The sequence below is a fragment of the Massilia violaceinigra genome (genome assembly GCF_002752675.1).
Classification (GTDB): Bacteria; Pseudomonadota; Gammaproteobacteria; order Burkholderiales; family Burkholderiaceae_D; genus Telluria_A; species Telluria_A violaceinigra.
This window is the reverse complement of the sequence record NZ_CP024608.1, coordinates 1250773-1275754: the sequence shown is the minus strand read 5'-3', so window position 1 is coordinate 1275754 and position 24982 is coordinate 1250773. Positions and strand designations below refer to the sequence as shown.

Sequence of the window (24982 nt, the reverse complement as noted above, 5' to 3'; positions counted from 1 at the left end):
TAGCCATAGCAAACTAAAATCAGGCGAGCATGCGAACACCCTCCCTCACGCCTTACCCCGGACCCAGCAATCAATGAAGAAACCCTCTGCGCCGCAAGAATCGAACTCGGCTGAGCCGCGCCTGTACCGTGTGGTGGCCACCCGGATTCAAGAACTCATTCGCGACGAGAGTATCAAGGCCGGCGAGCGCCTGCCGGCCGAGCGCGACCTGGCCGCCAAGCTGAGCGTGAGCCGGGCGTCGCTGCGCGAAGCGCTGATCGTGCTCGAACTGAGCGGCATCGTGGAAGTGCGCGGCGGCTCCGGCGTGTACGTGAGCGAGCAGGCCACCGCGCAGGCCGACGTGCCCGAAGTGGGGCCGGGTCCGTTCGAGGTGCTGGCCGCGCGCCGCATGATCGAGTCCGAAGTGGCGGCGCTGGCGGCCAAGATGGCCACCGATTCGGCCATCGACGCGATCCTGACGGCGGTGCTGGAGATGGAGCACCACCATGAAGACCGGGCCAGCAACGAGCAGGCCGACCGCAATTTCCATTTGGCGATTGCGCGCGCCACGGGAAACACGGCGCTGGTGGGCGTGGTCGATTACTTGTGGAACCAGCGCGGCAGTTTGTGGCACAAGCTCAAGGAGCATTTCCAGACCGAGGATTTGCGCGTGACCACCTTGACCGATCACCGCAAGATTCTGGAAGCGATCGCTTCGCATGATGTGGCTGGCGCCCGCCAAGCCATGCGCGCGCACCTGGAACGGGTGACGCGCACGTTCTCGCGCGGGTAAACCGCCTGGGCGTTGTTTTCCACTCGTACTCCGAGGGTACCACCACCTTTTCTTTCCGCCCCCACCTCGTCGTTCCCGCGCAGGTGGGAACCCAAGTTCGTCGAGCCGTCGGTAGCTTCGGTAGGAACTTGGGGGGAACGCATGCGTTCCCGCCTCTCCAGGAACTGGTCTCTGGACTCGATGGCGTTTAGGTTCAGCGTTTTTCTGACCACAAACTTCAGAACCGTCATTCCCGCGCAGGCGGGAATCCAATTTTGTTCCGTAGCCGTCGGCTCAGCGCCGGACTTGGATTCCCGCCTGCGCGGGAATGACGAAGCTTACGTTAGCGGCATTAGTCTTTGGACTTGCCTCGTTCCAAGGGATTGGAGAAGTTTCTTAGAAACTGGAGGCTGCGCGGGAACGACGGGATAGTGGCCGGAAGGACGGGTTATTGGCAAGTCCACCTTGATTAATTGGTCAGGCCAAACTAGAATTGGTCTAACCATAAAAACAATCCAATCAGGAGACTCGCCGTGCCAACATCATCCCGGTTCCCGCAACCCAAGCTGCTGCTTTCCTCCATCGCCATCGCGGTCCTGACCCTGATGAACCAGGCTGCCGCCCAGCAGGCCGACGCCGCCATGGCCCGCGTCGAAGTCACCGGCTCCTCCATCAAGCGCCTGGCGAGCGAAAACGCCCTGCCGCTGACCACCATCAAATCCGAAGAACTGGTCAGCCGCGGCCTGACCACGATGTCCGAAGTGGCCACCTCGCTGACCGTCGGCGCCACCAACGAACCGGTCGGCGGCGGTGGCGGCGGCACCATGATCAATATGCGCGGCCTGAACACCAACCGCACCCTGGTCCTGCTCAACGGCCGCCGCCTGGCCAACGAAGCCATCGGCGACAGCTCGATCAACGTCGACGTCATCCCCATGAGCGCCATCGAAAGAGTCGAAGTGCTGCGCGACGGCGCCTCGGCCATCTACGGCACCGACGCCATCGCCGGCGTGGTCAACTTCATCACCAAGCGTTCGATTTCCGACACCACCGTCAGCGCCAGCGTCATGGCGCCCGAGCGCAGCGGCGGCGGCGACCAGCGCCGCTTGAGCATCACCACCGGCACCGGCGACCTGGCCAAGGATGGCTGGAACGTCTACGCCGCCTTCGACACCCAGAAGCGCACCTCGCTGATGCAGCGCGACCGCCCCAACATCAGCGACCCGGACGACATCGCCCGCCTGGGCGGCACCGCCTTCACCAGCAACACCTCCGGCTCCTCGTCCTCGCCGGCCAACTACACCGTCTACGCCAACGGCAAGCCGACCAGCGTCACCGGCAACCCGTATTTCGCCGCCGGCTGCGTTGCCCCCTACCCCGGCCAGTACAGCCTGCCCTCGACCAAGCCGAGCGGCGCCGGCAGCAAGACCTGCGTGCTCGACCCGACCCTGTATCCGCAACTGCTGGCCGAGAACAAGCAAACCACGTTTCTTACCAAGGGCAGCCTGCGCCACGGCGACGGCAATCTGCTGACGGTCGAGCTGCTCAGTTCCGAGTCGTACATCGACGCCCTCAATCCGCCCCAGCCGTTCGGCGCCCAGACCGACTACGACAAAGTCAATCCCGGCCTGCGCAAGCCATTAATGATCACCAAGGCCAGCAAATGGTATCCGGGCGGCGCCGGCGGCGTGCCCGCCGTGGCCGGCCTGAACGGCGCCGATCTCGCCCTGACCTGGAGCCTGGACGAACTCGGCCCGGCCATTACCGACGACCGCCAGAACAGCCACCGCCTGGTGGTCACCGAAGAAGGCCAGGTCAAGGGCTGGGACTACAAGGCGGGCTTTAACTACGCCTACAGCAAGCGCACGGTCAAGTTCCTGAACGGCTTCCTGCGCACGCCCGAGCTGTACAAGGGCGTGGCCGACGGCGTGCTCAATCCTTTCGGCCCGCAGGACGACGCCGGCAAAGCCTACCTCGACAGCATCTCCGCCGACGGCCTGGTCAACCGCCGCGCCGAAGTGCACTACTACGGCCCCGACCTGACCCTCAACCGCGAGCTGATGCCCCTGGGCGGCGGCGCGCTGGCGCTGGCGGTCGGCGCCGACCTGCACCGCGAAACCTACCGCGACGCCTCCGGCGACATCGGCGACTCGGTGGTCTACAAAGTCTCCGGCACGCCCAACCGCTACCCGCACGGCGAGCGCACCGTGCTCGGCACCTACCTGGAGCTCGACGCGCCTTTCACCAAGCAGCTCAACGTCAACCTGGCCGTGCGCGCCGACCGCTTCAGCGACTTCGGCACCACCTTCAACCCCAAGGCCAGCGTACGCTACGAACCATCGAAAGCGTTGATGCTGCGCGCCACCGCCAGCACGGGTTTTCGCGCCCCGACCCTGCCCGAGCTGTACGGCACCCCGCAAACGCGCGTGCCCTCGACCTCGAAATGGGATGATCCCGTGCTGTGCCCGAGCGCCACGCCCGGCATCAGCGGCACCGGCACCCTCACCACCGATCCCAAGTACGCGGGCCTGAACCTGGACGCGGCCAAGGTCTGCGGCAGCACCCTGACGGTCCTGACCGGCGCCAATCCCAATCTGGAGCCGGAGACGTCCAAGACCTTCACCGCCGGCATCGTGATCGAACCGGTCAAGAACCTGGTTGCCTCGCTCGACTTCTGGAACGTCGAGATGAAAGGGACGATCGCGCAGATTTCCGAAGACACGATCTTTGGCGACGTCAACAAATACAACAAGCTGTTCGTGCGCAACGCCGACGGCACCCTGGCCTACATCACCAAGACGCGCCTGAACATGGGCGGCCTGCGCACCCAGGGCATCGACGCCAGCCTGAACTACACCCTGCCGACCTCCACCATGGGGCGTTTCGGCCTCTCCTTCGACGGCACCTACGTCAACAAATACGAAGGCCAGAACGAAGAAGGCGGCGACTGGTTCGACAGTGTCGGCAAACCCGGCGCGCTCTCGACCGGCGCCACCTCGGCCAACACCTACGTCTTCAAGTGGAAGCACAACCTGCGCCTGTCGTGGAGCAAAGGCGGCTTCGGCACCCAGCTGACCCAGTCCTACACGTCGAGCTACATCGACACCAACGCCCTGCCGAGCCAGAAGCCGGGCCAGCCGTTCTATAACGAGATCGAGCCGTACATCCTCTACAACCTGACGGCCAACTACGCGTGGAACAAGCAGCTCAAATTCACCGTGGGCGTAAACAACCTGTTTGATGTCGACCCGCCGCTGTCTAACCAGCGCCTCAGTTCGCGCGTGGTGTACGCGCAAAACATCGCCAAGCCGATCGGCCGCGCCTACAACGTGCGCGTGAACTACACCTTCTGACGATGAAGCCGGTCCACACCCTCATTGCGCTGGCATGCCTGGCGATGGCTGCCAGCGTGCCGGTGCAGGCGGAGGACGATGCGGCGCGGTCGGCGCGCATCATCCTCGTCGGCGACTCCACCATGGCGACCCGTTCCGGATATGGCGACGCCCTGTGCCAGCGCCTGCGCGCGCAAGTGGCCTGCATCAACCTCGCGCGCGGCGGACGCAGTTCCGGCAGCTTTCGCGCCGAGGGGCGCTGGGACGACGTGCAGGCGCTGCTGCGCGACGGTGCGGCCTACAGCGCCAGCTACGTGCTGATCCAGTTCGGCCACAACGACCAGCCGGGCAAACCGGGCCGCTCGACCGACTTCGTCACCCAGTTCCCGCAAAACATCGCACGCTACGTCAGCGAGGCGCGCGCGCTGGGCGGCGTGCCGGTCCTGGTCACGCCGCTGACGCGGCGCAGCTTCAAGGGCCAGTATTTGCGCGACGATCTCGGCCCGTGGGCAGCGCAAGTGCGGCGCGTGGCGCGCGAAAGCGGCGCCACCCTGATCGACCTGAACAAGATCAGCGCCGACGCGGTGCAGGCGATGGGATCGGCCGAAGCCGACACCCTGGCGCAAGCGCCGCCGGACCCGAATGCGGCGCCGGTGATGGCGGTGGCCGCGCTGCCTGGTGCAGCCATCGAACCGCAAGGCGCCCCAAAAATCAGCTTCGACCGCACCCACGTTGGCGCCAAGGGCGCGGCGCTGTTTTCCGGCATGGTTGCGAGCGAGCTGCGCCGCCAAATCCCCGCGTTGCGTCCCGCCTTCGCCCCCGAGCCCTAAGCCACGTCCTACAATCGGGGTCAGAGCTCCAATTAGAAATATTTCAATTTAGAGCTCTGACCCCGGTGTGCTTTGGTGTGCTGCAAACATTCCGCATCGTCCTTCGCCCTGAGTCCTTCTCCATGTCCAAGCATCTGACCTCCCCTCTGCTCCTCGCCCTGCTGCTACCCGCTGGCGCTTTGGCTGAAACACAGGTAAAACCACCTACAACCGGGGTCAGAGCTCTGACTAGCAATGTTTCGAGTCAGAGCTCTGACCCCGGTTCACCCAAGGCCCTTCATCTCGACGAAGGCCCCGCCGCAGTGCGCACGCTGTTCACCCATGTGCCGCCCGCCGCCGACTATTTTGTCGAGGCCCGCATCCGCGCCCTGCCCGGCCCGCCCGGCCAGTTGTACTTGCTGGGCCGGCATATCGATGCGGGCAACTGGTTCGGCGCCGGCCTGCACATCAGCGACGCCAGCCCGACCGTCCAGGCCGATATCGTGCGCCAGCAGCATGGCAAGTTGAGCCGGTTGAAACAGGTCAGGCGCGCCATCGCCAGCGAGGGCCGCTTCCTCACCGTCCGCTTCGAGATGGCCGGCGAAGCGCTCAGCGTCTACCTCAACGGCGAAAAACTGAGCACCGCCACCGTGCCCGCATCGGCCATCCCGGGCGCGCTCGGCATCTACAGCGGCGGCAAAGGCTTCGAGCTCGAAAACATCCGCGTGGGCGACCCGGCCAACAAACCGATGCGCATCGCACCGGCCGTCGCCGCCAACAGCTTCAAGGCGCAAGCGGGCGATCCGCCATCGACGCTGCCCATCAGCGCCTTTGCGAGCGACGGCCTCACACCGGCACGCTTCACGGTACGCTCCAGCAACCCGGCCGTGGCCAGCGCCACCGTGCGCGGTAGCAGCATCGTGGTGACGCCAAAAAGACCCGGCAGCGCCAGCCTCGTGCTCGCCAGCGTCGCCGACCCGAGCGTGCAGAGCATCATCGACGCCAGCATCGCGCCCGCCTTCGCGCCGCCCGTCCACAAGGCCGACCTCGTCGGCGCCATCATCCCGCCCGCGCGCGCCGATGCGGTCCAGCCCGACACCCCGCTGCGCCTGCGCTTCGACCAGCCACCCCGCCTCGGCAGCGCCGGCTCGGTACGCATCTACCGCCAGGCCGACCACAAGCTGGTCGATATCATCCGCCCCGGCGATGAAGTCGCCGCCATCGGCTACCCGGGCCAGGACCAGCGGCGCTACACCCGCCGCACCCCGATCACCATCGACGGCAACAGCGCCATCATCCGCCCCCATGCCCACCGCCTCGCTTACGGCAGCGCCTACTACGTGGTCGTCGAGCCGGGCGTGTTCGACAACGCCACCATCAACGGCGCACCCTTCGCCGGCATCGGCAAGGCCGCCGGCTGGACCTTCCGCACCCGCGCCGCCGCCCCTTCCGGCCCCATCCTGAGCGTGGACGATGACGGCCCGGCCGATTTCCGCACCGTGCAGGGCGCCCTCGACCACGCCATGCAGCACGCCGGCCAGGCCACGCCGGTCACGGTCGCCGTCAGGAATGGCCGCTACGACGAGATGCTGTTCATCCGCGGCAAGGACAATCTGACGATCAAGGGCGAAAGCCGCGACGGCGTCGTCATCCACAACGGCAACAACGATGGCTACAACCCCGGCTCCGGCCTCAGCCAGGGTCCGCAGTCGCCCTCCTTCACAGGCGGGCGGGCGCTATTGATGGCCGAAAAGTCGGACGTGCTCACGCTCGACACGCTCACCCTCAAAAACACCACCCTGCGCTCCGACAAGATCGCGGGGCAGGCGGAAACCGTCTTCTTCAACAACGATAGCGGCCGCCTGATCGCGCGCAACGCCAGTTTTTTCAGCGAGCAGGATACGATTCAGGTAAAAGGCTATTCCTGGTTCTACCGCACCCTGATTGAAGGCAACGTCGACTTCATCTGGGGCGCGAACCGCGCGGCGCTGTTCGAGGAAAGCGAACTGCGCTCGGTCGGCGACAGCGCCAACCCGTCCAGCGGCGGCTACGTGGTGCAGGCCCGCACGGTGAACGCATCCGATCGCGGCTTCGTGTTCCTCAACAGCGCGCTGACCCACGGTCCCGGTCCCGGCCCGCTGGCCAACAAGATCCCGCCCGGCGCCACCTATCTCGCGCGCAGCCCGGGCACGGCGGCCACCTGGGATAACGTGGCTTACATCAACTGTAAAATGGGCGAGCATATCGCCCCGGTCGGCTGGGCCGGCAACGGCGTGCAGCGCGATGCGACGCGCGAGCCGGCGCCCAACCCTGCCAGCGCGACCGCGAACAGCGGCTGGCGCGAGTTCGGCAGCACCGACCTGGACGGCAAGCCACTCGACCTGTCGCGCCGCGCCGGCGGTTATGTGCTCAGCGCCCAGGAGGCGGCGCCCCTGTCGACCCGCGCGGCGGTGTTTTCCGGCTTCGACGGCGGCCGCGGATGGAACCCGGAAGCTGGCCAGGCGGCGCCCTGAACGGCGTTCGTGATACGCTAGCGGCCTGTTTCCGCCGCGGCGTCTTTGCCCGTGCCTGCGGGGCCAATATTGACCAGAAATCGACCATGCAAAAAATGAACTCAAAAGCCCAGCTCAACTGGATCCTGCTGCGCGGCCTGATCGCCTTCGCCCTCGGCGCCGGCGTGGTCATCACGCGCGAGATGGATGCCAGCGCGTGGCTGGTCGTGACCGCCGTGCCCGCCGCGCTGACCGCCTTCAACGTCTGGCGCTGGCGCCGTTCGCGCATGGCGGCCAACGACCCGGCGTTTTAAGCGCGTTTCCCCCGCTTGTCGTTTCTGCCATTGGCAGAAACGACGGGGCAGGCTATTTGCTGACCCGGAAGTAATCCACATCGGCGTGCGCCTGCGTGCCGCCGGTGCTAAACAAGCCCATCTGCGCGCCAACCCAGCGCCCCATGCTGGCCTTGAACGGCTGGCCGGCCTCGATAAACTTGCTGTTATCGAGGCTGTACGAGAACGATGCCACGCCGTCCGCCATCGTCATGCGCAGCCAGGCGGCGTTGGCGTCGATCGGCAGCACCAGCTGGTCTTTCTCGGTACATGCGTGCTCGTTGCCTTCGCACACGCCCAGCACCAGTTGCGAGCCGGTTCCGGCGCGGCGCAGCCCCAGCCACGCATACTTCATCCCCAGCAGCACCAGCCCGGCACGATCGCCCTCGCGCGTGGCCGACAGTTCGATGCGGGTGTCGACCGTGAACGCCGGCGCCGGCAGCTTCTGCGTCAGCACCGACGCCATCTCGCGCAGATTGGTGCCCGGCTGCGCCTGCAGGCGCAACTGGCCCGGCCGGGCCGCCAGCGAATACCACTCCGGCTTGCCATTCGCGCTCCACTGCCACTGCAATCCCAGCGCCGCGCCTGAAAACTCGTCGCCCGTCGGCGGCACCCGCAGCGCACCCGATGCCATCGGCTTGGCATGGCGCAGGAACGGCTGGCCCACGCCGCTGGCCTCGACTTCCTCGCCGATCAGCGGCCAGCCATCCTTCCAGCGCATCGGCTGCAGGTGCACCACGCGGCCGTAGGCGCGCTTGTCCTGGAAGTGGAAGAACCAGTCGCTGCCATCCTGCGCCGTCACCCACGCGCCCTGATGCGGACCGTTGGTGCTGGACTTGCCCTGCGCCATAACGATCTTGTCCTCGTACGGCCCTGTGATGCTGCGCGAACGGAACACCGACTGCCAGCCCTCCTCGACGCCGCCGGCCGGTGCGAACACATAATAATAGCCATCCTTCTTGTAGAACTTGGGCCCTTCCAGCGTCTTGTAGTTCGGCAGCTTGTTGCCGTCGATGACGATCTGGCCGCTGGTGTCGAGCAAGGTGCGCCCGTCCGGCGCCATGCTGCGCAGAGTCAGCACGTTGTTAAAGCCGGCCCGGCTCTTGGCCCAGCCGTGCAGCAGGTACGCTTTGCCGTCGTTGTCCCACAGCGGGGTCGGATCGATCAGGCCCTTGCCGCCGGCCAGCAGGTGCGGCGCGCTCCACGGTCCGGTGAAGTTGGTGGCGGTGATAACGTAGATGCCGAAGTCGGGATCGGGATAGAAAATCCAGAATTTGCCGTCATGAAAACGCAGGCACGGCGCCCACACGCCCTTGCCCGGCTGCGGCGTGGCGAACACGTTCTCCGGCACCAGCTTGGGCAGCGCGTGGCCGACCAGTTCCCAGTTGACCATGTCTGTCGATTGCAGCAGCGGCAGGCCCGGGGTGTTGCTGAAGCTCGATGAGGTCATGTAGTAGGTGTCGCCGACGCGGATCGCATCCGGATCGGAATAGTCGGCGTGCAGGATCGGGTTCTGGTACTGGCCGTTGCCCAGGTCCGCCGTCCACGGCTGTTGCGGGGCGGTCGGCGTGCTCTGGCAGGCGCCCAGCGCCAGCGGCAACGCCAGTGGCAAAACCCGCAGCGCGGCGCGGTGCAGGAGGGAAGTTGTCGTCATGGTTGGTGTCTCGTTGTTGTTGGAATGGGAAGCTGGGTCGTCAGGAAGTCGGCCATGGCTTCGGCCGTGGGCGTAATCCACGGGTCGAACAGCCAGAAGGAGTGCGGCGAGTCGGGCAGCATCACCACCTTGGCGGCGACGCCGGCGGCGTGCATCTTGCCGGCCATCTCGTCGCGCCCGACCGAAAAGCGCGCCTGGCCGCTGCCGATGAACAGCATCGGCGGCGTGCGGCGCTCGACGTAGAAGGTTGGCGAGGCTTCGTGCCACAGGGCGGCGGCGTCGGCATAGCTGCCGCCGAACCAGAAGCCGGCCGCCGATGGTTTTTTCTTCGGATCGTCTTCATTTGCGCGCGCGGCCGACGAAGTGAAATCGGACAGGCCGTCGATGTTGATGACCGCCTGCGCGGCGCTCGAAACGGCGCTGCCGGCGCCATCGGGATCGAACTTGCTCATGCCGTTGGTGACGCCCACAAGGCTGGCGATCTGCCCGCCGGCCGAGCCGCCGGCCACCGCGATGCGCCGTGGGTCGATGCCGTGGGCCGCGCTGTTGGCGCGCATCCAGCGCAGGGCGGCCTTGACGTCGTGGATGGCGGCCGGGTAGCGCGCCTCGTCGGCCAGGCGGTAGTCGATCACGGCGGCGGCGATGCCGCGCGCGGCCAGACGAGCTGCCAGCGGCGCCATGTTGCTGCGCTCGCCGGAACGCCAGCCGCCGCCGTGCACCAGCACGACCGCCGCCACCGGTGCTTTATCGCGCGTCGCTTGCGGCGGCAGGAACAGGTCCAGCTGCAGCAGATGCGCGCCACGGCGGACATAGCCCATGCCGCTGATGGTGACGATCTCCGCGTTTGTACGGGTGTCGGCGATCTGAATGAAGGGATAAGCCTTGACCAGCTTGGCGTAGGTTGTCGCAGCGTTGTAGGGAACTGCAGCCGGTATCTTATGATCCGTCATTCCCGCGCAACCTGAGAGCAGCACCCCGGTAAATACGATTGCCCAGCATCGAACAGCATTGCGCATCGCCGACCTTCCCAGTTCATCCACGTGTCGATAAAGTATGCCATGGGGCGGCGGAAGTGGCTAGTCCGCCTTGCACATTTGGCCTGACCAAACTAGAATGGCCTGACCAAATAGCGCTTAAAAAATCATCACTGATAACAGGGGACAATGTGAATACAGCACTTAAACTGTTTGCCGCCATCGCCGCGGTCGCGGTCATGGGAAGCCAGGCGCAAGCCGAAGGCCCGTACCGCAATCCGGACAACAAGAACCTGAGCGACCCGGGCGAAGGCACCTACCCGGTCCCGTACAAGAAGCCCACCGTGGCCGAGATCACTGCGTCCCTGCACCGTATCCGCGGCTTCATGGAAACGGCCACGCCGACCCGCGTGGTCGACAAAAAAACCGGCGCGCCCATCCTCGACTTCAAGAAACCGGTCGCCACCGCCATCACCGAAGCGAGCCATTCGGACATGGGCATCATGGTCTACGAAATGGGCGTGGTCCACGCCGGCATGGTCAAGGCCCAGGAAGTGACCGGCGACAAGCGCTTCACCGACCTGACCGCGCGCCACTTCAACTTCTTCGCCGACAAACTGCCCTACTTCCGCGCCCAGGAAAAAGAATTCAAGCTCGAACGCGGCAACAGCTTTTCGCGCTTCCTCGACCCGCGCGCGCTCGACGACGCCGGCTCCATGTGCGCCGCCATGATGCGCGCCCGCGCCCTGAAAATCGGCCCGGACCTGTCGCACATCATCGCCACCTGCAGCGACTGGGTGGTCAACAAGCAGTTTCGCCTGCCGGACGGCACCATGGCGCGCGAGCGCCCGCAAGCGGTCTCGCTGTGGGCCGACGATCTGTACATGTCGGTGCCGGCCCTGGCCGAACTGGGGCGCATGACCGGCAAGCGCGCCCATTTCGACGACGCCGTCAAGAACGTGCTGCAGATGAGCGGCTACCTGTTCAACAAGCAGCAGAACCTGTACACCCACGGCTGGAACGCCAACAACCCGGATGCGCCGAATTTCTACTGGGCGCGCGCCAACGGCTGGGCGGTGATGAGCATGTCCGACCTGCTCGACGTGCTGCCGAAGGACCATCCCGGTTATCCGCAGGTGCTGGCGCAGTTGCGCACGACCCTGAAAAGCATCGGCGAGCGCCAGTCCGGCAGCGGCCTGTGGCACCAGATGCTCGACCGTAACGATTCCTACCTCGAAACCTCGGCCAGCGCGATGTTCGTCTACGTGTTCGCGCACGCCATCAACCAGGGCTGGATCAGCCCGACGACCTACGGCTCCATCGCCCAGGCCGGCTGGGCCGGCTTGTCGACCCGCATCAACGACAAGGGCCAGGTGGACGGCACTTGCGTCGGCACCACCTTCGCCAGCGACCAGGTGTATTACTACAACCGCCCAACCAGCCCGTTCGCGCTGCACGGCTACGGTCCGACCCTGCTGGCCGGCGCCGAGATGATCAAGCTGATCAACAACCCGAACGTCGAAGTCCAGCACAAGGTGCGCACCTATCACTACATGCCCAAGGGTGCCGGCCAGACCAACTACCGCGAACATCACTGAGAGCGCCATGACCAGATCACTTGCCTCGCTTACTTTCCTTGCCCTGGCCGCCGCGGCGACGTCCCCGCTGGCGCAGGCCGGGCCGGCGGCGACCATCACCGTCAGCCATGAGCTCGACATCGAACGGCCGTCGGAAACCATCGTCCTGCCGTGGAGCGAGATCAACCGCGCCCTGCCCGGCGCGCTGATCCAGCGCATTGCCGTCAAGGATGCGGCCGGCCGCGTCTTGCCCTACCAGGTGACCAATATCGCGCCGCTGGCCAAGGACCCGAAAAACGTCGGCATCGCTTACGGCGAGCTGATTTTCCAGCACAGCTTCGCGGCCGGCGAAAAGCGCGCCATCTTCACGGTCGAGAAAATCGACACGGTGGCGCCGCCGTTTCCGGTGAAAGCCTTCGCCCGCTTCGTGCCGGAGCGGCTGGACGACTTCGCCTGGGAAAACGACAAGCTGGCGCACCGCACCTACGGTCCGGCCCTGGGCGCGCCGGCGTCCAGCCCCGGCGCCAAGGAGGTGCTGGTCACCAGCGGGCTCGATATCTGGTTCAAGCGCGTGCCGTATCCGGTCGTCGACCGCTGGTACAACAAGGGCCACGACCATTATCACAAGGATGAGGGCGAAGGCATGGACATGTACAACGTCGGCAAGACGCGCGGCGCGGGCGGCACCGGGGTGTGGGATGGCACCGTGCTGTTCACCAGCAGGAACTTCAGCGGCTGGAAAGTGCTGGCCAACGGTCCGGTGCGCGCCATCTTCGAGCTAAGCTACGACAGCTGGGACGCGGGCGGCACCGCCGTGTCCGAGGTCAAGCGCTTCACGGTCGACGCCGGGCACTATCTGGACCGCATCGACAGCACCTTCACCTTCGCCGGCAAGCCGGGCATCGACATCGCCGTGGGCCTGAACAAGACCCCGACCGACAAGGGCCAGAATCCGACCATCAAGGTCGGCAACAAGGCGCCCGGCATTCTGATGCAGTGGGTCGAGCAGGCCAGCAATGGCGCCATGGGCACCGCCATTGTCCTGCCGTCGGCCACCCGGTTTACCGAAGACCCGCTCAATCACCTGGTGGTGGCGCCTGTCGCCTCGGGCCAGCCCTTGCGCTATTACGCGGGCGCGGCGTGGAGCCGTTCCGGCGAGATCCTCACGGGCCAGGACTGGGAACGGTACCTGGTCGCGGCAGCGGCGCGCGCCGGCAATCCGGTCACTGTGAACGTGGCCGCCACGCCATAAAACCACAAAGCGGTCGGACCATAACAAGATTCTGGTCTGACCAATTGTGCAAATTTATAAACCAGCCTAGAATTGGTCAACCGCTTAATTAACTGGCAGTACAAAGCCAGGCGCCACGGGGGTTGGGAGATGCGTTGACGTTACCTCCGTCATTCCCGCGCAGGCGGGAATCCAAGGCATCTTCGCTTAGCAACGAGAACTTGGATTCCCGCCTGCGCGGGAAAGACGGTTTTGAGTGTTGTGGCATACGGCACACGTCAACGATATCGACCAAGCGGCGCGGCGGTAACCCGGCCGGTTGTTGGATCAGCGGCATTAAGACCGCGCGGCATCCGGCTGTATTCTAATAATGATAGGAGACAGCAGCATGCGCATCACCGACCAGACCCGCGCGCTCGGCAAATTCGCCGTGCGCCTCGTGGGCAGCACATCCGTCACAGCCATGGCGATCAGCGGGGCCTACGCCCAGACCAGCGCCGTTCCCGCCGAGCAAGCCCAGACCGTCGTCGTGACGGGCTTGCGCGCCTCGCTCGAGAGCGCCCTCAACAAGAAAAAAGAAGACTTCGGCATCGTCGATGTCATCAAGTCCGAAGACATGGGCAAGTTTCCGGACACTAACCTGGCCGAGTCCCTGCAGCGCGTCCCCGGCGTGGTCATCGACCGCGACGCCGGCGAAGGCCGCAACATCACCGTGCGCGGCCTGGGCCAGGATTTCACGCGCGTGCGCATCAACGGCGTAGAGGGACTGGCCACCACCGGCGGCACCGACAGCTCGGGCGGCGCCAACCGCTCGCGCGGCTTCGATTTCAACGTCTTCGCCGCCGAGCTGTTCAGCTCCCTCACGGTGCGCAAGAGCTCCTCGGCCGACGTCGACGAAGGCTCGCTCGGCGCCACGGTCGACCTGCAAACCATGCGCCCGTTCGACCTGAAGGGTTTCAACGCCACGGTCATGCTCAAGGGCCGCTACAACGACCTGTCCGAAAAAACCGATCCGCGCGTCGCCTTCCTGGTCTCGAATACCTTCGCCGACCGCAAGCTCGGCGTGCTGGTCTCGGGCGCCTACTCCAAGCGCCAGGTGTATGAAGAAGGATTCAGCACCGTGCGCTGGGATAACGGCCCCTCCTCGGGCGGCTGGTGCGCGCCGATGGGCATGGCCGCCAACCCGGCCAACTCGACCGCCACCACCTGCGGCCCGGCAGCCCAGGGCGTGGCGCGCCTGCCGAACAGCCCGGGCGCCGTGGCCGCCTACAATGCCGCCAGCAGCGCCGGCAACTTCGCCCCGCGCATTCCACGCTACGGCCGCCTGACGCACGACCAGGACCGCCTCGGCCTGACCGCCTCGGTCCAGTGGCGTCCGGTCGCCGGTACGCGCCTGACGCTCGACATGCTGTACTCCAAGCTCGATGCCACGCGCCAGGAAGACTATCTGCAAGCGACCTCGTTCAGCCGCGGCGGCACCCAGGGCGGCAAGCCCCAGACCAGCGTCATCGACGCCGCCTACGCGCCCAACGGCGCGCTGCTGCACGGCACCTACAACGGGGTCGACATCCGCGCCGAATCGCGCTACGACGAGCTCAACACCACGTTCACCCAGCCGACCCTGACGTTCGAGCACGACCTGAACCAGACCATGCGCCTGAACGCCCGGGTCGGCCGCGCGACCTCCAAGTTCCGCAATCCGATCCAGACCACCACCACGCTCGACGCACTCAACGTCAATGGCTACAGCATCGACTTCCGCGGCAACGACCGCCTGCCGAGCATCAATTACCCGTTCAACGTCAGCCAGCCGGGCGGCGCGCTCGGGATCGTCGGCGTGCCGCAGGTGGCCAGTGGCGCCCAGCCATCGAGCATCGCCAATACCAGCCCGAGCGAAATCCGCATGCGTCCGCAAGGCGCCAACAACCGCAACGACGTCGGCCACATCGACCTCACCTGGGACGTGGTGCCCGACAAGTTCACCCTGAAAGCCGGCGCCGACTATAAAAAGTTCGAATTCGATTCCTACGAATTCCGCCGCGTGAACCAGGGCGACACCATCTTCGCCCCGCCGGCGGGCGCGTCGGCGGCCAGCCTGACGACCCAGATCAACGGTTTCGGCAAGGGTCTCGGCATGCCGGCCGGCACACCCACCGCCTGGGTCCTGCCCAACCTGAATGCCATCGCCCAGGCCTACGACATCTACTGCAACTGCATCAAGAGCGGTCCGGCCGGCGGCCCTGGCGACTTCACCCTGTCGTCGATCAGCAACGCCAATGCGCGCGGCAACAACCGCTCTGTCAGCGAGGAAGACAACGGCCTGTTCCTGATGGGCGAATTCACCAGCGAGCTGGGCGGCATTCCGCTGCGCGGCAACCTGGGCGTGCGCTATGTCGAGACGCAGCAGAGTTCGACCGGCTATCAGGCCGTCGGCAACGGCACCGCCGTCACGGTCGACAACGACTACCACGACGTGCTGCCATCGTTCAACATCGCCGCCAATATCACCAAGAATTTCATCGTGCGCGGCGCGGCCGCCAAGGTGATGTCGCGGCCGCAGCTGGCCAATTTGACGCCAGGCGGCAGCGTTGCCACCACCGGCACTCTGTCGATCACCAGCGGCAACCCGATGCTGAAACCCTTCCGCGCCAAGGCCTTCGACACCAGCTTCGAGTGGTACTTCGACAAGAACGCCTTTATCGGCCTGGGCCTGTTCCAGAAGAACATCGCCACCTACATCCAGAGCATCCGCAACGATGTGAAGTTCAAGGATACGGGCTTGCCGCTGTCGCTGTTGCCAACTAACATGACGGGCGATGAAATCTTCCAGTTCACCGCGCCGATCAATACCGAAGGCGGCAAGCTGCGCGGGCTGGAACTGAACTACCAGCAACCGTTCACCTTCCTGCCGGGCTGGGGCCGCAATTTCGGCAGCTTGCTGAACTACACCTACGTCAAGTCGAAGATGGAGTATGTAGTCTCGCCGAACAGCAACCAGACCGTCACCGACGACTTGCTCAACCTGTCGCCCAAATCGTGGAATGCCACCCTGTACTACGATGACGGCAAGTTGAGCGCACGCGTATCGACCTCGCAGCGTGCCGGTTTCGTCACGCGCGTGCCGGGCCAGAACAACAACGATGTCGAGGGCAAGAACAAGACCTTCAACGTCGACGTGTCGGTATCGTACAAGGTCAACGACAAGCTGGAGCTGACCCTGGAAGGCGTGAACCTGACCAACGAGGAGAACGACCAGTTCGCCAGCCGCGCCCGCAACAGCGTGGTGGTCAACAACGTGACCGGACGCGAAGTGCTGGCCGGGCTGCGTTACAAGTTCTGATCCGGCATGGCGGCGGGCGTCACTTCACCGAGAGGATGAATTGATGCCCGTCGTGCTCTTCCACGAACGCGACTTTCGCCTCGCGTGAATACAGGACCACTTCGCACATGCGCCCGGCCACCTCGGCCAGCGCTGCGCACAAGTCGGTTTCCTGTCCATCGAACTCCGAGCGACCGAAGGCGTGGCAGGTCTTGCCGGCGCCCTTCTTGCGCATCAGCGCCAGCAACTGGTCGGGATCGGACAGGGGCGGATCGAGCTCCCGCCTGCGGTCGTGCCGCAAGTAGCCGGCATCATGCAGCAATTCATCGAGCAGCTGGGAGCGGCGCTTCGGTTTTTCCCATAAATAGACATAGCGCGCCTTGCGCGACGGTTCGACGAAAAGATCGATGATTTCGCGCAGTACGAGGTGATTGTTTTCCATGCTCGACAGTATAGGTGGATCGGGCTGCCGTGGCCGCGATCGCTGCGCTGACCCCGATTAAGAAACGTTTGCGGGTATCTTTCCTAACCGAAGTCTGACTCTAATGCCGCTAACTTAAGCTCCGTCATTCCTGCCATTGGCAGAAATGACTTCTCGTGCAGGCGAAAATGACGGTTTTGAGGTTTGTGGTTAGATAAGGGTTCAATTAACGCCATTCGGGTCTGACGCCGGTTAGGAAATTATTGCCGCCGCGTCCAGCGCAGCGCAAGGGCGCCGTGCGTGATGCGGCCGCGCTCGGTCGTGAAGCGCCAGTGCCGCCCGCCCCCCTGCCCCGGCGCGGCGGGACCGTCTTCCCACACAATCTCCACCCGGCCTTCGAGTTCGAGCACGGCGCCGCTGGCGTCATCGATGAACAGCAGTGCCGCGCGCGGGTCGAGCAGCAAATTGCCCAGGGTGTTGAAGAACCGGTTGCCGCCGAAATCGGGGACGATCAAGGTGTCGCCTTCGATCCGCACAAAACCCATCGGCCCGCCACGGTGCGAGATATCGACCCCGTGCGCGCCGCCGCTGGTGGCAATGAAGAAGGTCTCGGCGCGCGCGATCATGGCGCATTCGCCCAACCCGTCGAACTCGCGCACCACCGCCGGCACAGCCGCTACCGCATGCACGTCGCGCAGCACGATGTGCTGCGGGCAGTTGCCGAAACTTTCGCGCACATCGATCAGCAATGCGCCCCCGCCCGCGCTGCGCACCACGCCATTGACGCGATTGCGCCGGCGCGTAGCGAAGTCGAGCCCCAGCAGGCCGAGCACCTGCCCGGCCTGCATGCCGCTGTCGTCCACGGCAATGCGCAGGGTGGCCGGATCGGGACTGTCGATAAACCCCGGCTTGCCACTTAGCACGCGGGCGCGCGGACGGCCATCCGCGTCGATTGTGCCCATCAGCACGAACGGCAGCGCCGCAAAAAAATCACGGTGCTGGTCCGGCATGAACGCGCGGATGCCGTTGCCGGAACTGCTCACGCCAGCGAGCGCCTGCGCCCTGAGCTCGCCTTCGTGGAACGGCGTGTTCATGCGGCGGCCGGCAAAGGCGAGTCGGGCAGCGGCACAAACCCCGGCAAGGCTTCAATCCGCGCCAGCCAGGCGCGCAGCGCGGGATACGGCGCCAGCGAAATGCCGCCTTCCGGCGCGTGCGCCACGTAGCTGTAGCAGGCCAGGTCGGCCAAGGTGGCATGCCCGGCCGCCAGGAAGCTGTGCCCTGTCAAATGCTGGTCCATGAAGGCCAGCAGGCGCTGCGCCACGGCGCTGGTCTGGACCAGGTCGGCCGGAACATTCCACAGCGCGTTGGCGCGCGCCTTGGCCGGGCCGAAGGCCAGCTCGCCGGCCGCGATCGACAGCCAGCGCTGCACGGCGGCCGCGCCGGCCGCGTCCTCGGGCAGCCAGTCGCTGCCGGGCGCATAACGTTTGGCCAGGTAGACCAGGATCGCATTGCTGTCGTTGATGACCAGCTCGCCATCTTGCAGCACCGGGATCTGTCCGAGCGGATTGAGCGCGCGGAAAGCGGTGCTGTCGCGCACTTCGGCCGGCGCCGGCACGAACGTAAACGGCAGATCGAGCATGCGCAGCAGCAGCTCGACACGGTGCACATGGCCCGACACCGTCAGGCCGTGGAGGATCAGGGAAGTGGTTTGCATGGCGTCTCGCTTCAAAAAGTGATCAGGAAAGGAACAGGAAACACATGCTATCCCTTGCACGCTTTAACGAGAATAGTGATAAATTGAAAATTATTATTTCAATTTGTGGAAGAATGCATGGACCGGTTTGACGAATTGCAGATTTTCGTGGCGATCCTCGACGCGGGCAGCCTGAGCGGCGCGGCACGGCGCCTGCGCCGCTCGGCTCCCGCCGTCACGCGCGCGCTGGCCGCGCTGGAAGAACGGGTCGGCGCGCGTCTGGTCGAGCGCACCACGCGCCGCCTGGCCGCCACCGAAGCTGGCCTGCGACTGGCCGAGATGGCGCGCCGCGTGCTGGCCGACTACGACGACGCCGTGCGCGAGGACGACAACGCTCCTCTGCGCGGACGCCTGCGCATCACCGTGCCGGCCGTGTTCGGGCGCCGCCATGTGGCCCCGGCAATGATCGATTTTCTCGACCTGCATCCGGCCCTGCAGGTCGAGCTGGTGTTCAACGACCGCAACCTGGACATGATCGAACACGGGCTCGACCTGGCGGTGCGCATCGGTCCCCTGCCCGATACCGGCATGATGGCGCGCCAGGTGGGCCAGGTACGGCGCATGCTGGTGGCCAGCCCGGCCTACCTGGCGCGGCGCGGCACGCCGTCCAGCCCGCGCGAACTCGACGCGCACGACATCATCTTTTCCGAGCAGCGCGCGGCGACCGAATGGCGTTTCCTGGAGGCCGGGCGCGCCGATGGACGCGACTTCGCGGTGCGGCTGGCGCCGCGCCTGATCGTCAACGAAATCGATACCATGCTGCTGGCGGTGCAGGCCGGGCACGGCATCGGCCGTCCCTTGTCGTACCAGGTGGCCGAACAGCTCGCGGCCGGCACCCTGGTGCGCCTGCTGCCAGAGAGCGAACCGGCGCCACTGCCGGTGCAGCTGCTGGTGCCGAGCGCGCGCCACATGGCGCCGCGTTTGCGCGCCTGCATCGATTTCCTGGCGACCCATCTGGCCGCCCTGCCGGTGCTGCAGCCGGCCTCCCCCGCCAAAAGCGCTTGACGCCGCATCCAAGCTTGGGCATGATGCAAACCTACCAGTTGGTAGTCAAGCGGAGGCAAGATGGTAAAACGATTTTCGACATTGTCGGCCTCGGCCGAGCAAGTGGTCGACGCGGCCCAGCGGCTGATCCAGCAGTACGGCTATAACGGCTTTTCGTACGAGGACATCGCGCGCGAAATCGACATCAGGAAGCCCAGCATCTATCACCATTTCCGCACCAAGGCCGATCTGGTGCACACCATCGTGCAGCGCTATGGCGACCGTTTCGCCACCCTGCTGCGCGCCATCGACGAGACCGGCGAGGACGCGCCCGCGCGACTGGCCCGCTACGGCGAGCTGTTCGCGGCCACTTACCAGCAGGACCGGCGCCTGTGCGTGTGCGGCATCCTGGGCGCGGAAGCGGCGGCCATGTCGCCCGAGGTCGCGCTTGAAGTACGCGATTTTTTCCAGATGAACCTGGACTGGCTGAGCAAGACCATCCTGGAGGGCGAACGCGCCGGCTTGCTGCGCGTGCGCGGTAGTGCCGAGGCGCAAGCCTACGGGCTGCTCAGCGCGCTGGAAGGGGCGATGATGGTCGGGCGCGGCTTCGGCAGCGACCACAGCCCGGCCCTCGCCGGCACCACCTACGTATCGAACATGCTGGCCTGAACCGGCATCACCGTTGCCGGCATTGGCCGGCATTTTTTTGGCAACATAAACCTACCAACCAGTTGGTATAGAAAGGTATCTCATGAACACCGCATTTGCAGGACAAACTCTTCTCGCCATCGGCGGCAACAGCGGCATGGGCCTGGCCTCGGCCCGTCTGGTGGTGCGCGGCGGCGGCGCGGTGGTGCTGCTCGGACGCGACGCCGCCAAGAACGCGCGCGCCGCCGACGAGCTCGACGCCCCCGGCCGCGTGCACACCCTGGCCGGCGACATCGGCAACGAGGCCGACCTGGCGCGCCTGCGCCAGCAACTGGCCGCCGACCATCCGCACATCAACCTGATCCTCAACGCCGCCGGCATCTTCTTCCCCAAGCCATTCCTCGAGCACAGCGCGGCAGACTACGACCAGTACCAGGCGATCAACCGCGGCATTTTCTTCCTGACCCAGTCGGTGGTGGCGTCCATGGTGGCGCGCGGCGCGCCGGGCGCCATCGTCAACATCGGCTCGATGTGGGCGCGCCAGGCGGTCGCCGCCACGCCGTCGTCGGCCTACTCGATGGCCAAGGCCGGCATCCACGCGCTGACCCAGCACCTGGCGATGGAACTGGCACCGCATCAAATCCGCGTCAACGCCGTCTCGCCGGCCGTGGTCGATACGCCGGTGTACGAAGGCTTCATTCCCAAGGACCAGGTGGCGGCCGCGCTGCAGGGCTTTAACGGCTTCCATCCGATCGGACGCATCGGCACCGCGCAGGATATCGCCCACACGGTGGCCTTCCTGCTGTCGAACGAGGCGGCCTGGGTCACCGGCGCGGTGTGGGATGTGGATGGCGGGGTGATGGCGGGACGCAACTGACGGCAAGCAGCAGCGAAGCGCGCCACGCTTGCCAAGGGCGCATCGATCCGGGATGATGGGGCATGAAAAAACATATCCCCTCCTCCTTCCTGCGCCTGTGCTTCGCTGCCGCGCTGATCGCCTCCGGCACCGCCTGCGGCGGACCTTCCAACACGTCCGCCGCGGCAAGCCCGGCGGCACCGGCATCGGCCGCGCCGGCCAAGCAGGCGCCGGCCGCCGCCAGCGATGCAGCCAGCTCGCTCGGCGCGCGTATCACGGCCGAGATCGGCGACGCTGCCTGCGACAACGCAAGCCAATGCCGGACCCTGCCGGTCGGCAGCAAAGCCTGCGGCGGACCGGCCGGTTTCCTCCCATGGTCGACCAAGCGCGGCAACGGTGAGCTGCTGGCGCGGCTGGCGGCCGAACAGGCCGCTGCGGAAAAGAAAATGAACGAGAACAGCGGCATGATGTCGACCTGCTCGGTCGAACAGGACCCGGGCGCGACCTGCAGCGCCGGCAAATGCGTGCTGCAACCGCGCAGCCTGGGCGGGGTCGACGCGCGCTGACCGGTAGCGCCGCTTCAAGCGGCGCCGCTCCATAAAAAAAGGCTGCGGGCAAGAATGCCGCAGCCTTTTTTCACAGGGGCGCCGGGCGGCGCGCCTGCTCTTGCCAAGCTTACTTCGCCATTGGCGCGGCGCGACGCGGAGCGTCGAACTGTGGCAGCGGATCGTCGGTGTTGACTTCAACCATCGTCATGCCCTGGGTAACACCTGCCACCACATAGCGCAGTGCGCCCAGGTGACGCTGGTTGGCCGCCAGGCCCGACCAGCTCATGCTGACCGTGCCGGTGCCGCCGACGTACGAATACGCCGGTACCAGTGCCTTGAAGTTGCCGTTGGTGGCGCCTGCTGGCAGGACCCACGACGACAGCTTGTACTCGGCTTCGCCGCCGGCTGGCTCGTAGCCGATGACGCACACCTTGTAGGCGCCCGCTGCTGGCGAAACCAGTTGCACGCGCTCGTTCGAGCCGCCGTTGCCGCTCGAGGTAATGGCGCCGTTCGGGCCAACCACGATCAGGTCCAGGTCGGATGCTGCGCCGCCGCTGGTGTCGTCGTTGAACAGCGAGAAGCGCGCTGCCATGGTCGATGCTGGCACGTTGACCGTGTGCACGTTCACGCCAGGACCACCGCCGGCCAGGCAAGCTGCCTGGTAGATATCGGCGTCGGTGCCCGATTCGCCGATGGTGCGCGTTTCCACGACCGCAGGCAGCAGGCCCGATTTGACCGACGTCATGGCGCCGGTGAAGCCGGTGCCGATGGTGATCAGCTTGCTGCCGGTGGCAAATTCGCTCGACACGGAAGCTGCTGCCGCCAGGGCCGAACCACGCACCGTCAGCGGGCTGCGCACATTGGTCACGCCGTCAGACCAGACCAGGCTGCCGTAGGTCCAGGTATCGACCGGGGCATCGATGCGGGTGACCTTGACCTTGAAGCTGGCTTTCTGGCCGGCGCCGATGGTCAGCGTCGGCGGTTGCACTTCGACCTTGTAGCCAGGCAGGTTAGCCGTGGCGTTGTAGGTCGCGGCGGTGGTGCCGACGTTGGTCACGGTACGGCTCAGGGTCAGGCTGCCCAGCACGTTACTGGCGGTCAGCGACGCCAGGTTCAGGTTGTACGGCTGGATGGTGCCGATCGCCTGGCACGTCGCGGCGCTGTACACGCCGGCGTTCAGGCCGCACAGGAAGCGTGCGTAGTCGATCTCGCTGGCGTCGTACACCAGGCCCGGATTGGCGGCGCCGTTCGGCGTCACGTGGCCGGCTCCCTGGCCCCATGGCAAGGTGCCGGTGGCTTTGGCGGTGGTATCCCACTTCACGCCCGCGGTCACGCCGTCCGGCTGGGTGCTGCCGGCGCTGGTCATCAGCGCCGATTTGATCGCCGCTGGCGACCAGGTCGGGTGCAGCTGCTTGAGCAGCGCGGCCAGGCCGGCCACGTGCGGGCTGGCCATCGAGGTACCCGAGTAGAAGGCCCAGTCGGACATGGTCGACGGGTTGCCGGCGGCAATCGCATCGCGCTGCGCGCGGGTCAGGTCGGCGGTGACGCCGGCCAGCACGTCGCTGCCCGGTGCGGTGACGTCCGGTTTCAGGATGTTGGCGTTGGCCACGTTCGGTCCGCGCGAGGAGCTGCCGCTCATCACCGGTGCCGCCACGTTCGGATTGACCACGCCTTTCAGGTCGCCCAGCGAAGCAACGGCACTGGTCGGATTGGCGACGATGTAGCTTTTCAGCGTGGTGCCTTCAGCGACCGGCAGGTGCACGGTCGACAGCGCGTGCGACTGGTTGATGATGGTGTTGTTGGTCACGACGACGTTGGCGATGATCGCGCCGACAGCGCCCGCATCCTTGGCATTCTGGCTCTTGTTGACCAGCACGTTGGCGCCGCGGTCGCAGACCAGGATCTTGCCGGCCACCTTGGCCGGATCGATCAGCGGCTGCTCGCCGTCGGCCGCGCCGAAGCACTGCAGCAGTTTCGGCAGGGCCGGATCGACACCGGCCAGGCCGGCGTCGCGCGACAGGATCAGCGGTGCCGTGCCGGTCGAGGCATTGCTCGACGAACCGGTCAGCTTGGTGCCGTTACCCAGGGTGGCGGTACCGACGAACAGGCGGTTGTGGGTCGAGTTGCCGACCGTGGTCAGCCATGGGCTGATGTGCGATACCGGGGCAGGCGTCGCCACGCCAGGGCCGGAATTGCCGCCCGAGGCTGCCACGAACACGCCAGCGCTGGCTGCGCCGAGGAAGGCCACTTCGGTCGCTTCGTTGAAAGCGCCGCCGCCGGCGTTCGGGCCGATCGAGAAGTTGATCACGTTCACGCCGTCTTTGACGGCTTGCTCGATCGCGGCCACGCTGTTGGCCGTGGCGCAGCCGTTCTTGCCGGAGGTGGCGTCGGTCCAGCACACCTTGTACGAGGCGATGCGGGCGCGCGGCGCGATGCCGCTGGCCAGGCCGAGGGTCAGGCCGCCGTTGACGATCGGGGTGTTGGCATTGCCGCCGGCGGTGGTCGAGGTATGGGTACCGTGGCCGCCATGGCCTTCGGCGCCGGCGACCGAGTCGCGCGGGGAGTTAAATTCGGTCCAGTGCAGGGCCTGGGTTGGCGACTTGAAGTAGCGCGCGCCGATCAGCTTGTTGTTGCAATTGGTCAGGGCGAAGCCTTCGCCGGTGTCGCACGAGCCTTTCCAGGTCGACGGCGGCGCGCCGTAGGCCAGGGTGGTGCCCGAGTGGCTCGGCACGCCATTGGCGTCGACCTTGTCGGCGAACGAGGCATTTTCCGGCCACACGCCGCTGTCGACGATGCCGATGACGATGTTCTCGCCCGCGGCCACCTTGCCGCCAACCTGTTCCCACAGGCCGCCGGTTTTATCCAGGCCGAGGAAGGTCGGGGTGTAGTTGGTGTCCATCTGCATGATGGAGTCGGCCGTGATGTTGGCCACGCCCGCATCTTTTTTCAGGGCGCGCACTTCGGCGTCGGTCAGCAGGGCCGAAAAGCCGTTGAAGACGACGTTGAACTTGTGGGTGACCTGGGCAGCGTTGACGCCGCTGAGGACTTTGGATTTCTTGGTTTCGAGATAGGTGATGTAGTTCTGCACATCGGTCGCGTCGACGTCCAGGCGCTGGCCTTCGGCCGGCTTGGTGGCGGCGAAGCCGGCGACCTGGCCGGTGTAGGTGGCGACCGGCTTGTCGACCAGTTGCACGATGTAGGAACGGCGTACTTCGTCAGCGGAGGTGGTGGTGGCGAGGCCAGCCAGCATCAGCATGACGGCAAGGGAAACGGGGCGGAGTGTCATAGTGGAATTCCTTGC

General features: G+C 65.7%; 18 protein-coding genes. 12 read left to right on the top strand and 6 right to left on the bottom strand.

From position 1 onward, the window contains the following. Positions 1-73: 73 nt before the first annotated feature. From CR152_RS05790 to CR152_RS05770, 5 genes are all read left to right on the top strand, one after another. Positions 74-772: a FadR/GntR family transcriptional regulator gene (locus CR152_RS05790; RefSeq protein WP_099874071.1), complete on the top strand. Its 699-nt coding sequence runs from the start codon at positions 74-76 to the stop codon at positions 770-772. A 512-nt stretch (positions 773-1284) separates the two neighbouring features. Continuing rightward, positions 1285-4104: a TonB-dependent receptor gene (locus CR152_RS05785; RefSeq protein WP_099874070.1), complete on the top strand. Its 2820-nt coding sequence runs from the start codon at positions 1285-1287 to the stop codon at positions 4102-4104. Between the two features lie 2 nt (positions 4105-4106). Beyond that, a complete protein-coding gene (locus CR152_RS05780) occupies positions 4107-4913 on the top strand; it encodes a rhamnogalacturonan acetylesterase (RefSeq protein WP_099874069.1) in 807 nt (268 codons plus the stop codon). Between the two features lie 302 nt (positions 4914-5215). Beyond that, positions 5216-7405 carry a pectinesterase family protein gene (locus CR152_RS05775; protein ID WP_167399869.1) on the top strand — a complete coding sequence of 730 codons (2190 nt, stop codon included), beginning with the start codon at positions 5216-5218 and terminating at the stop codon, positions 7403-7405. Between the two features lie 86 nt (positions 7406-7491). Further along, positions 7492-7698, top strand: coding sequence for a hypothetical protein (locus tag CR152_RS05770; RefSeq protein WP_157778339.1), 207 nt, complete (start codon positions 7492-7494; stop codon positions 7696-7698). 52 nt (positions 7699-7750) lie between these two features. On the opposite strand, the gene CR152_RS05765 is transcribed toward CR152_RS05770, so the two are convergent. Together CR152_RS05765 and CR152_RS05760 are read right to left on the bottom strand one after the other, a co-directional pair. Continuing rightward, positions 7751-9370: a glycoside hydrolase family 43 protein gene (locus CR152_RS05765; protein WP_099874066.1), complete on the bottom strand. Its 1620-nt coding sequence runs from the start codon at positions 9368-9370 to the stop codon at positions 7751-7753. Beyond that, positions 9367-10320: an alpha/beta hydrolase gene (locus CR152_RS05760; protein WP_208640079.1), complete on the bottom strand. Its 954-nt coding sequence runs from the start codon at positions 10318-10320 to the stop codon at positions 9367-9369. Before CR152_RS05760 ends, CR152_RS05765 begins: the two co-directional genes overlap by 4 nt. A gap of 215 nt (positions 10321-10535) precedes the next feature. Between CR152_RS05760 and CR152_RS05755 the strand changes: the two genes are divergently transcribed. The 3 genes from CR152_RS05755 (at position 10536) to CR152_RS05740 (ending at position 16492) form a co-directional block, all read left to right on the top strand. Next, positions 10536-11942 (top strand): glycoside hydrolase family 88/105 protein, encoded by a 1407-nt coding sequence (locus CR152_RS05755; RefSeq protein WP_229413291.1) that lies wholly within the window; start codon positions 10536-10538, stop codon positions 11940-11942. Between the two features lie 7 nt (positions 11943-11949). Further along, complete coding sequence (locus CR152_RS05750) at positions 11950-13173, top strand: DUF4861 domain-containing protein (RefSeq protein WP_099874064.1); 1224 nt, start codon at positions 11950-11952, stop codon at positions 13171-13173. 367 nt (positions 13174-13540) lie between these two features. Then, positions 13541-16492 (top strand): TonB-dependent receptor, encoded by a 2952-nt coding sequence (locus CR152_RS05740; RefSeq protein ID WP_208640078.1) that lies wholly within the window; start codon positions 13541-13543, stop codon positions 16490-16492. Between the two features lie 19 nt (positions 16493-16511). Here the strand turns inward: CR152_RS05740 and CR152_RS05735 are convergent, their stop codons facing one another. The 3 genes from CR152_RS05735 to CR152_RS05725 all read right to left on the bottom strand — a co-directional run bounded on the left by CR152_RS05735 (position 16512) and on the right by CR152_RS05725 (position 18606). Beyond that, positions 16512-16913, bottom strand: a complete 402-nt coding sequence (locus CR152_RS05735) for a hypothetical protein (RefSeq protein ID WP_099874063.1) — start codon at positions 16911-16913, stop codon at positions 16512-16514. A gap of 239 nt (positions 16914-17152) precedes the next feature. Beyond that, positions 17153-17986: a pyridoxamine 5'-phosphate oxidase family protein gene (locus CR152_RS05730; protein ID WP_099874062.1), complete on the bottom strand. Its 834-nt coding sequence runs from the start codon at positions 17984-17986 to the stop codon at positions 17153-17155. After that, entirely contained in the window at positions 17983-18606 is a 624-nt protein-coding gene (locus CR152_RS05725; RefSeq protein WP_099874061.1) for a glutathione S-transferase, read from the bottom strand. Before CR152_RS05725 ends, CR152_RS05730 begins: the two co-directional genes overlap by 4 nt. Before the next feature lie 117 nt (positions 18607-18723). On the opposite strand from CR152_RS05725, the gene CR152_RS05720 reads away from it, so the two are divergent. The 4 genes from CR152_RS05720 to CR152_RS05705 all read left to right on the top strand — a co-directional run bounded on the left by CR152_RS05720 (position 18724) and on the right by CR152_RS05705 (position 21699). Continuing rightward, on the top strand, positions 18724-19650 hold the full coding sequence (locus CR152_RS05720) for a LysR family transcriptional regulator (protein WP_099874060.1): 927 nt from the start codon (positions 18724-18726) through the stop codon (positions 19648-19650). Between the two features lie 60 nt (positions 19651-19710). Next, complete coding sequence (locus CR152_RS05715) at positions 19711-20298, top strand: TetR/AcrR family transcriptional regulator (protein WP_229413290.1); 588 nt, start codon at positions 19711-19713, stop codon at positions 20296-20298. 82 nt (positions 20299-20380) lie between these two features. Continuing rightward, positions 20381-21154, top strand: a complete 774-nt coding sequence (locus CR152_RS05710) for an SDR family NAD(P)-dependent oxidoreductase (protein WP_099874059.1) — start codon at positions 20381-20383, stop codon at positions 21152-21154. 62 nt (positions 21155-21216) lie between these two features. Continuing rightward, positions 21217-21699 (top strand): hypothetical protein, encoded by a 483-nt coding sequence (locus CR152_RS05705; protein ID WP_099874058.1) that lies wholly within the window; start codon positions 21217-21219, stop codon positions 21697-21699. A 109-nt stretch (positions 21700-21808) separates the two neighbouring features. Here the strand turns inward: CR152_RS05705 and CR152_RS34800 are convergent, their stop codons facing one another. Beyond that, positions 21809-24967: a S8 family peptidase gene (locus CR152_RS34800; RefSeq protein ID WP_099874057.1), complete on the bottom strand. Its 3159-nt coding sequence runs from the start codon at positions 24965-24967 to the stop codon at positions 21809-21811. Between the last annotated feature and the right edge of the window lie 15 nt (positions 24968-24982).

Excerpts from the sequence above, each read along its gene's own strand:
- CR152_RS05730 (WP_099874062.1), bottom strand. The coding sequence starts at position 17,986 with ATGAACACGCCGTTCCACGAAGGCGAGCTCAGGGCGCAGGCGCTCGCT.
- CR152_RS05710 (WP_099874059.1), top strand. The coding sequence starts at position 20,381 with ATGAACACCGCATTTGCAGGACAAACTCTTCTCGCCATCGGCGGCAAC.
- CR152_RS34800 (WP_099874057.1), bottom strand. The coding sequence starts at position 24,967 with ATGACACTCCGCCCCGTTTCCCTTGCCGTCATGCTGATGCTGGCTGGC.
- CR152_RS05715 (WP_229413290.1), top strand. The coding sequence starts at position 19,711 with ATGGTAAAACGATTTTCGACATTGTCGGCCTCGGCCGAGCAAGTGGTC.
- CR152_RS05790 (WP_099874071.1), top strand. The coding sequence starts at position 74 with ATGAAGAAACCCTCTGCGCCGCAAGAATCGAACTCGGCTGAGCCGCGC.
- CR152_RS05765 (WP_099874066.1), bottom strand. The coding sequence starts at position 9,370 with ATGACGACAACTTCCCTCCTGCACCGCGCCGCGCTGCGGGTTTTGCCA.
- CR152_RS05735 (WP_099874063.1), bottom strand. The coding sequence starts at position 16,913 with ATGGAAAACAATCACCTCGTACTGCGCGAAATCATCGATCTTTTCGTC.
- CR152_RS05780 (WP_099874069.1), top strand. The coding sequence starts at position 4,107 with ATGAAGCCGGTCCACACCCTCATTGCGCTGGCATGCCTGGCGATGGCT.
- CR152_RS05720 (WP_099874060.1), top strand. The coding sequence starts at position 18,724 with ATGGACCGGTTTGACGAATTGCAGATTTTCGTGGCGATCCTCGACGCG.
- CR152_RS05725 (WP_099874061.1), bottom strand. The coding sequence starts at position 18,606 with ATGCAAACCACTTCCCTGATCCTCCACGGCCTGACGGTGTCGGGCCAT.
- CR152_RS05760 (WP_208640079.1), bottom strand. The coding sequence starts at position 10,320 with ATGACGGATCATAAGATACCGGCTGCAGTTCCCTACAACGCTGCGACA.
- CR152_RS05770 (WP_157778339.1), top strand. The coding sequence starts at position 7,492 with ATGCAAAAAATGAACTCAAAAGCCCAGCTCAACTGGATCCTGCTGCGC.
- CR152_RS05705 (WP_099874058.1), top strand. The coding sequence starts at position 21,217 with ATGAAAAAACATATCCCCTCCTCCTTCCTGCGCCTGTGCTTCGCTGCC.
- CR152_RS05750 (WP_099874064.1), top strand. The coding sequence starts at position 11,950 with ATGACCAGATCACTTGCCTCGCTTACTTTCCTTGCCCTGGCCGCCGCG.
- CR152_RS05740 (WP_208640078.1), top strand. The coding sequence starts at position 13,541 with ATGCGCATCACCGACCAGACCCGCGCGCTCGGCAAATTCGCCGTGCGC.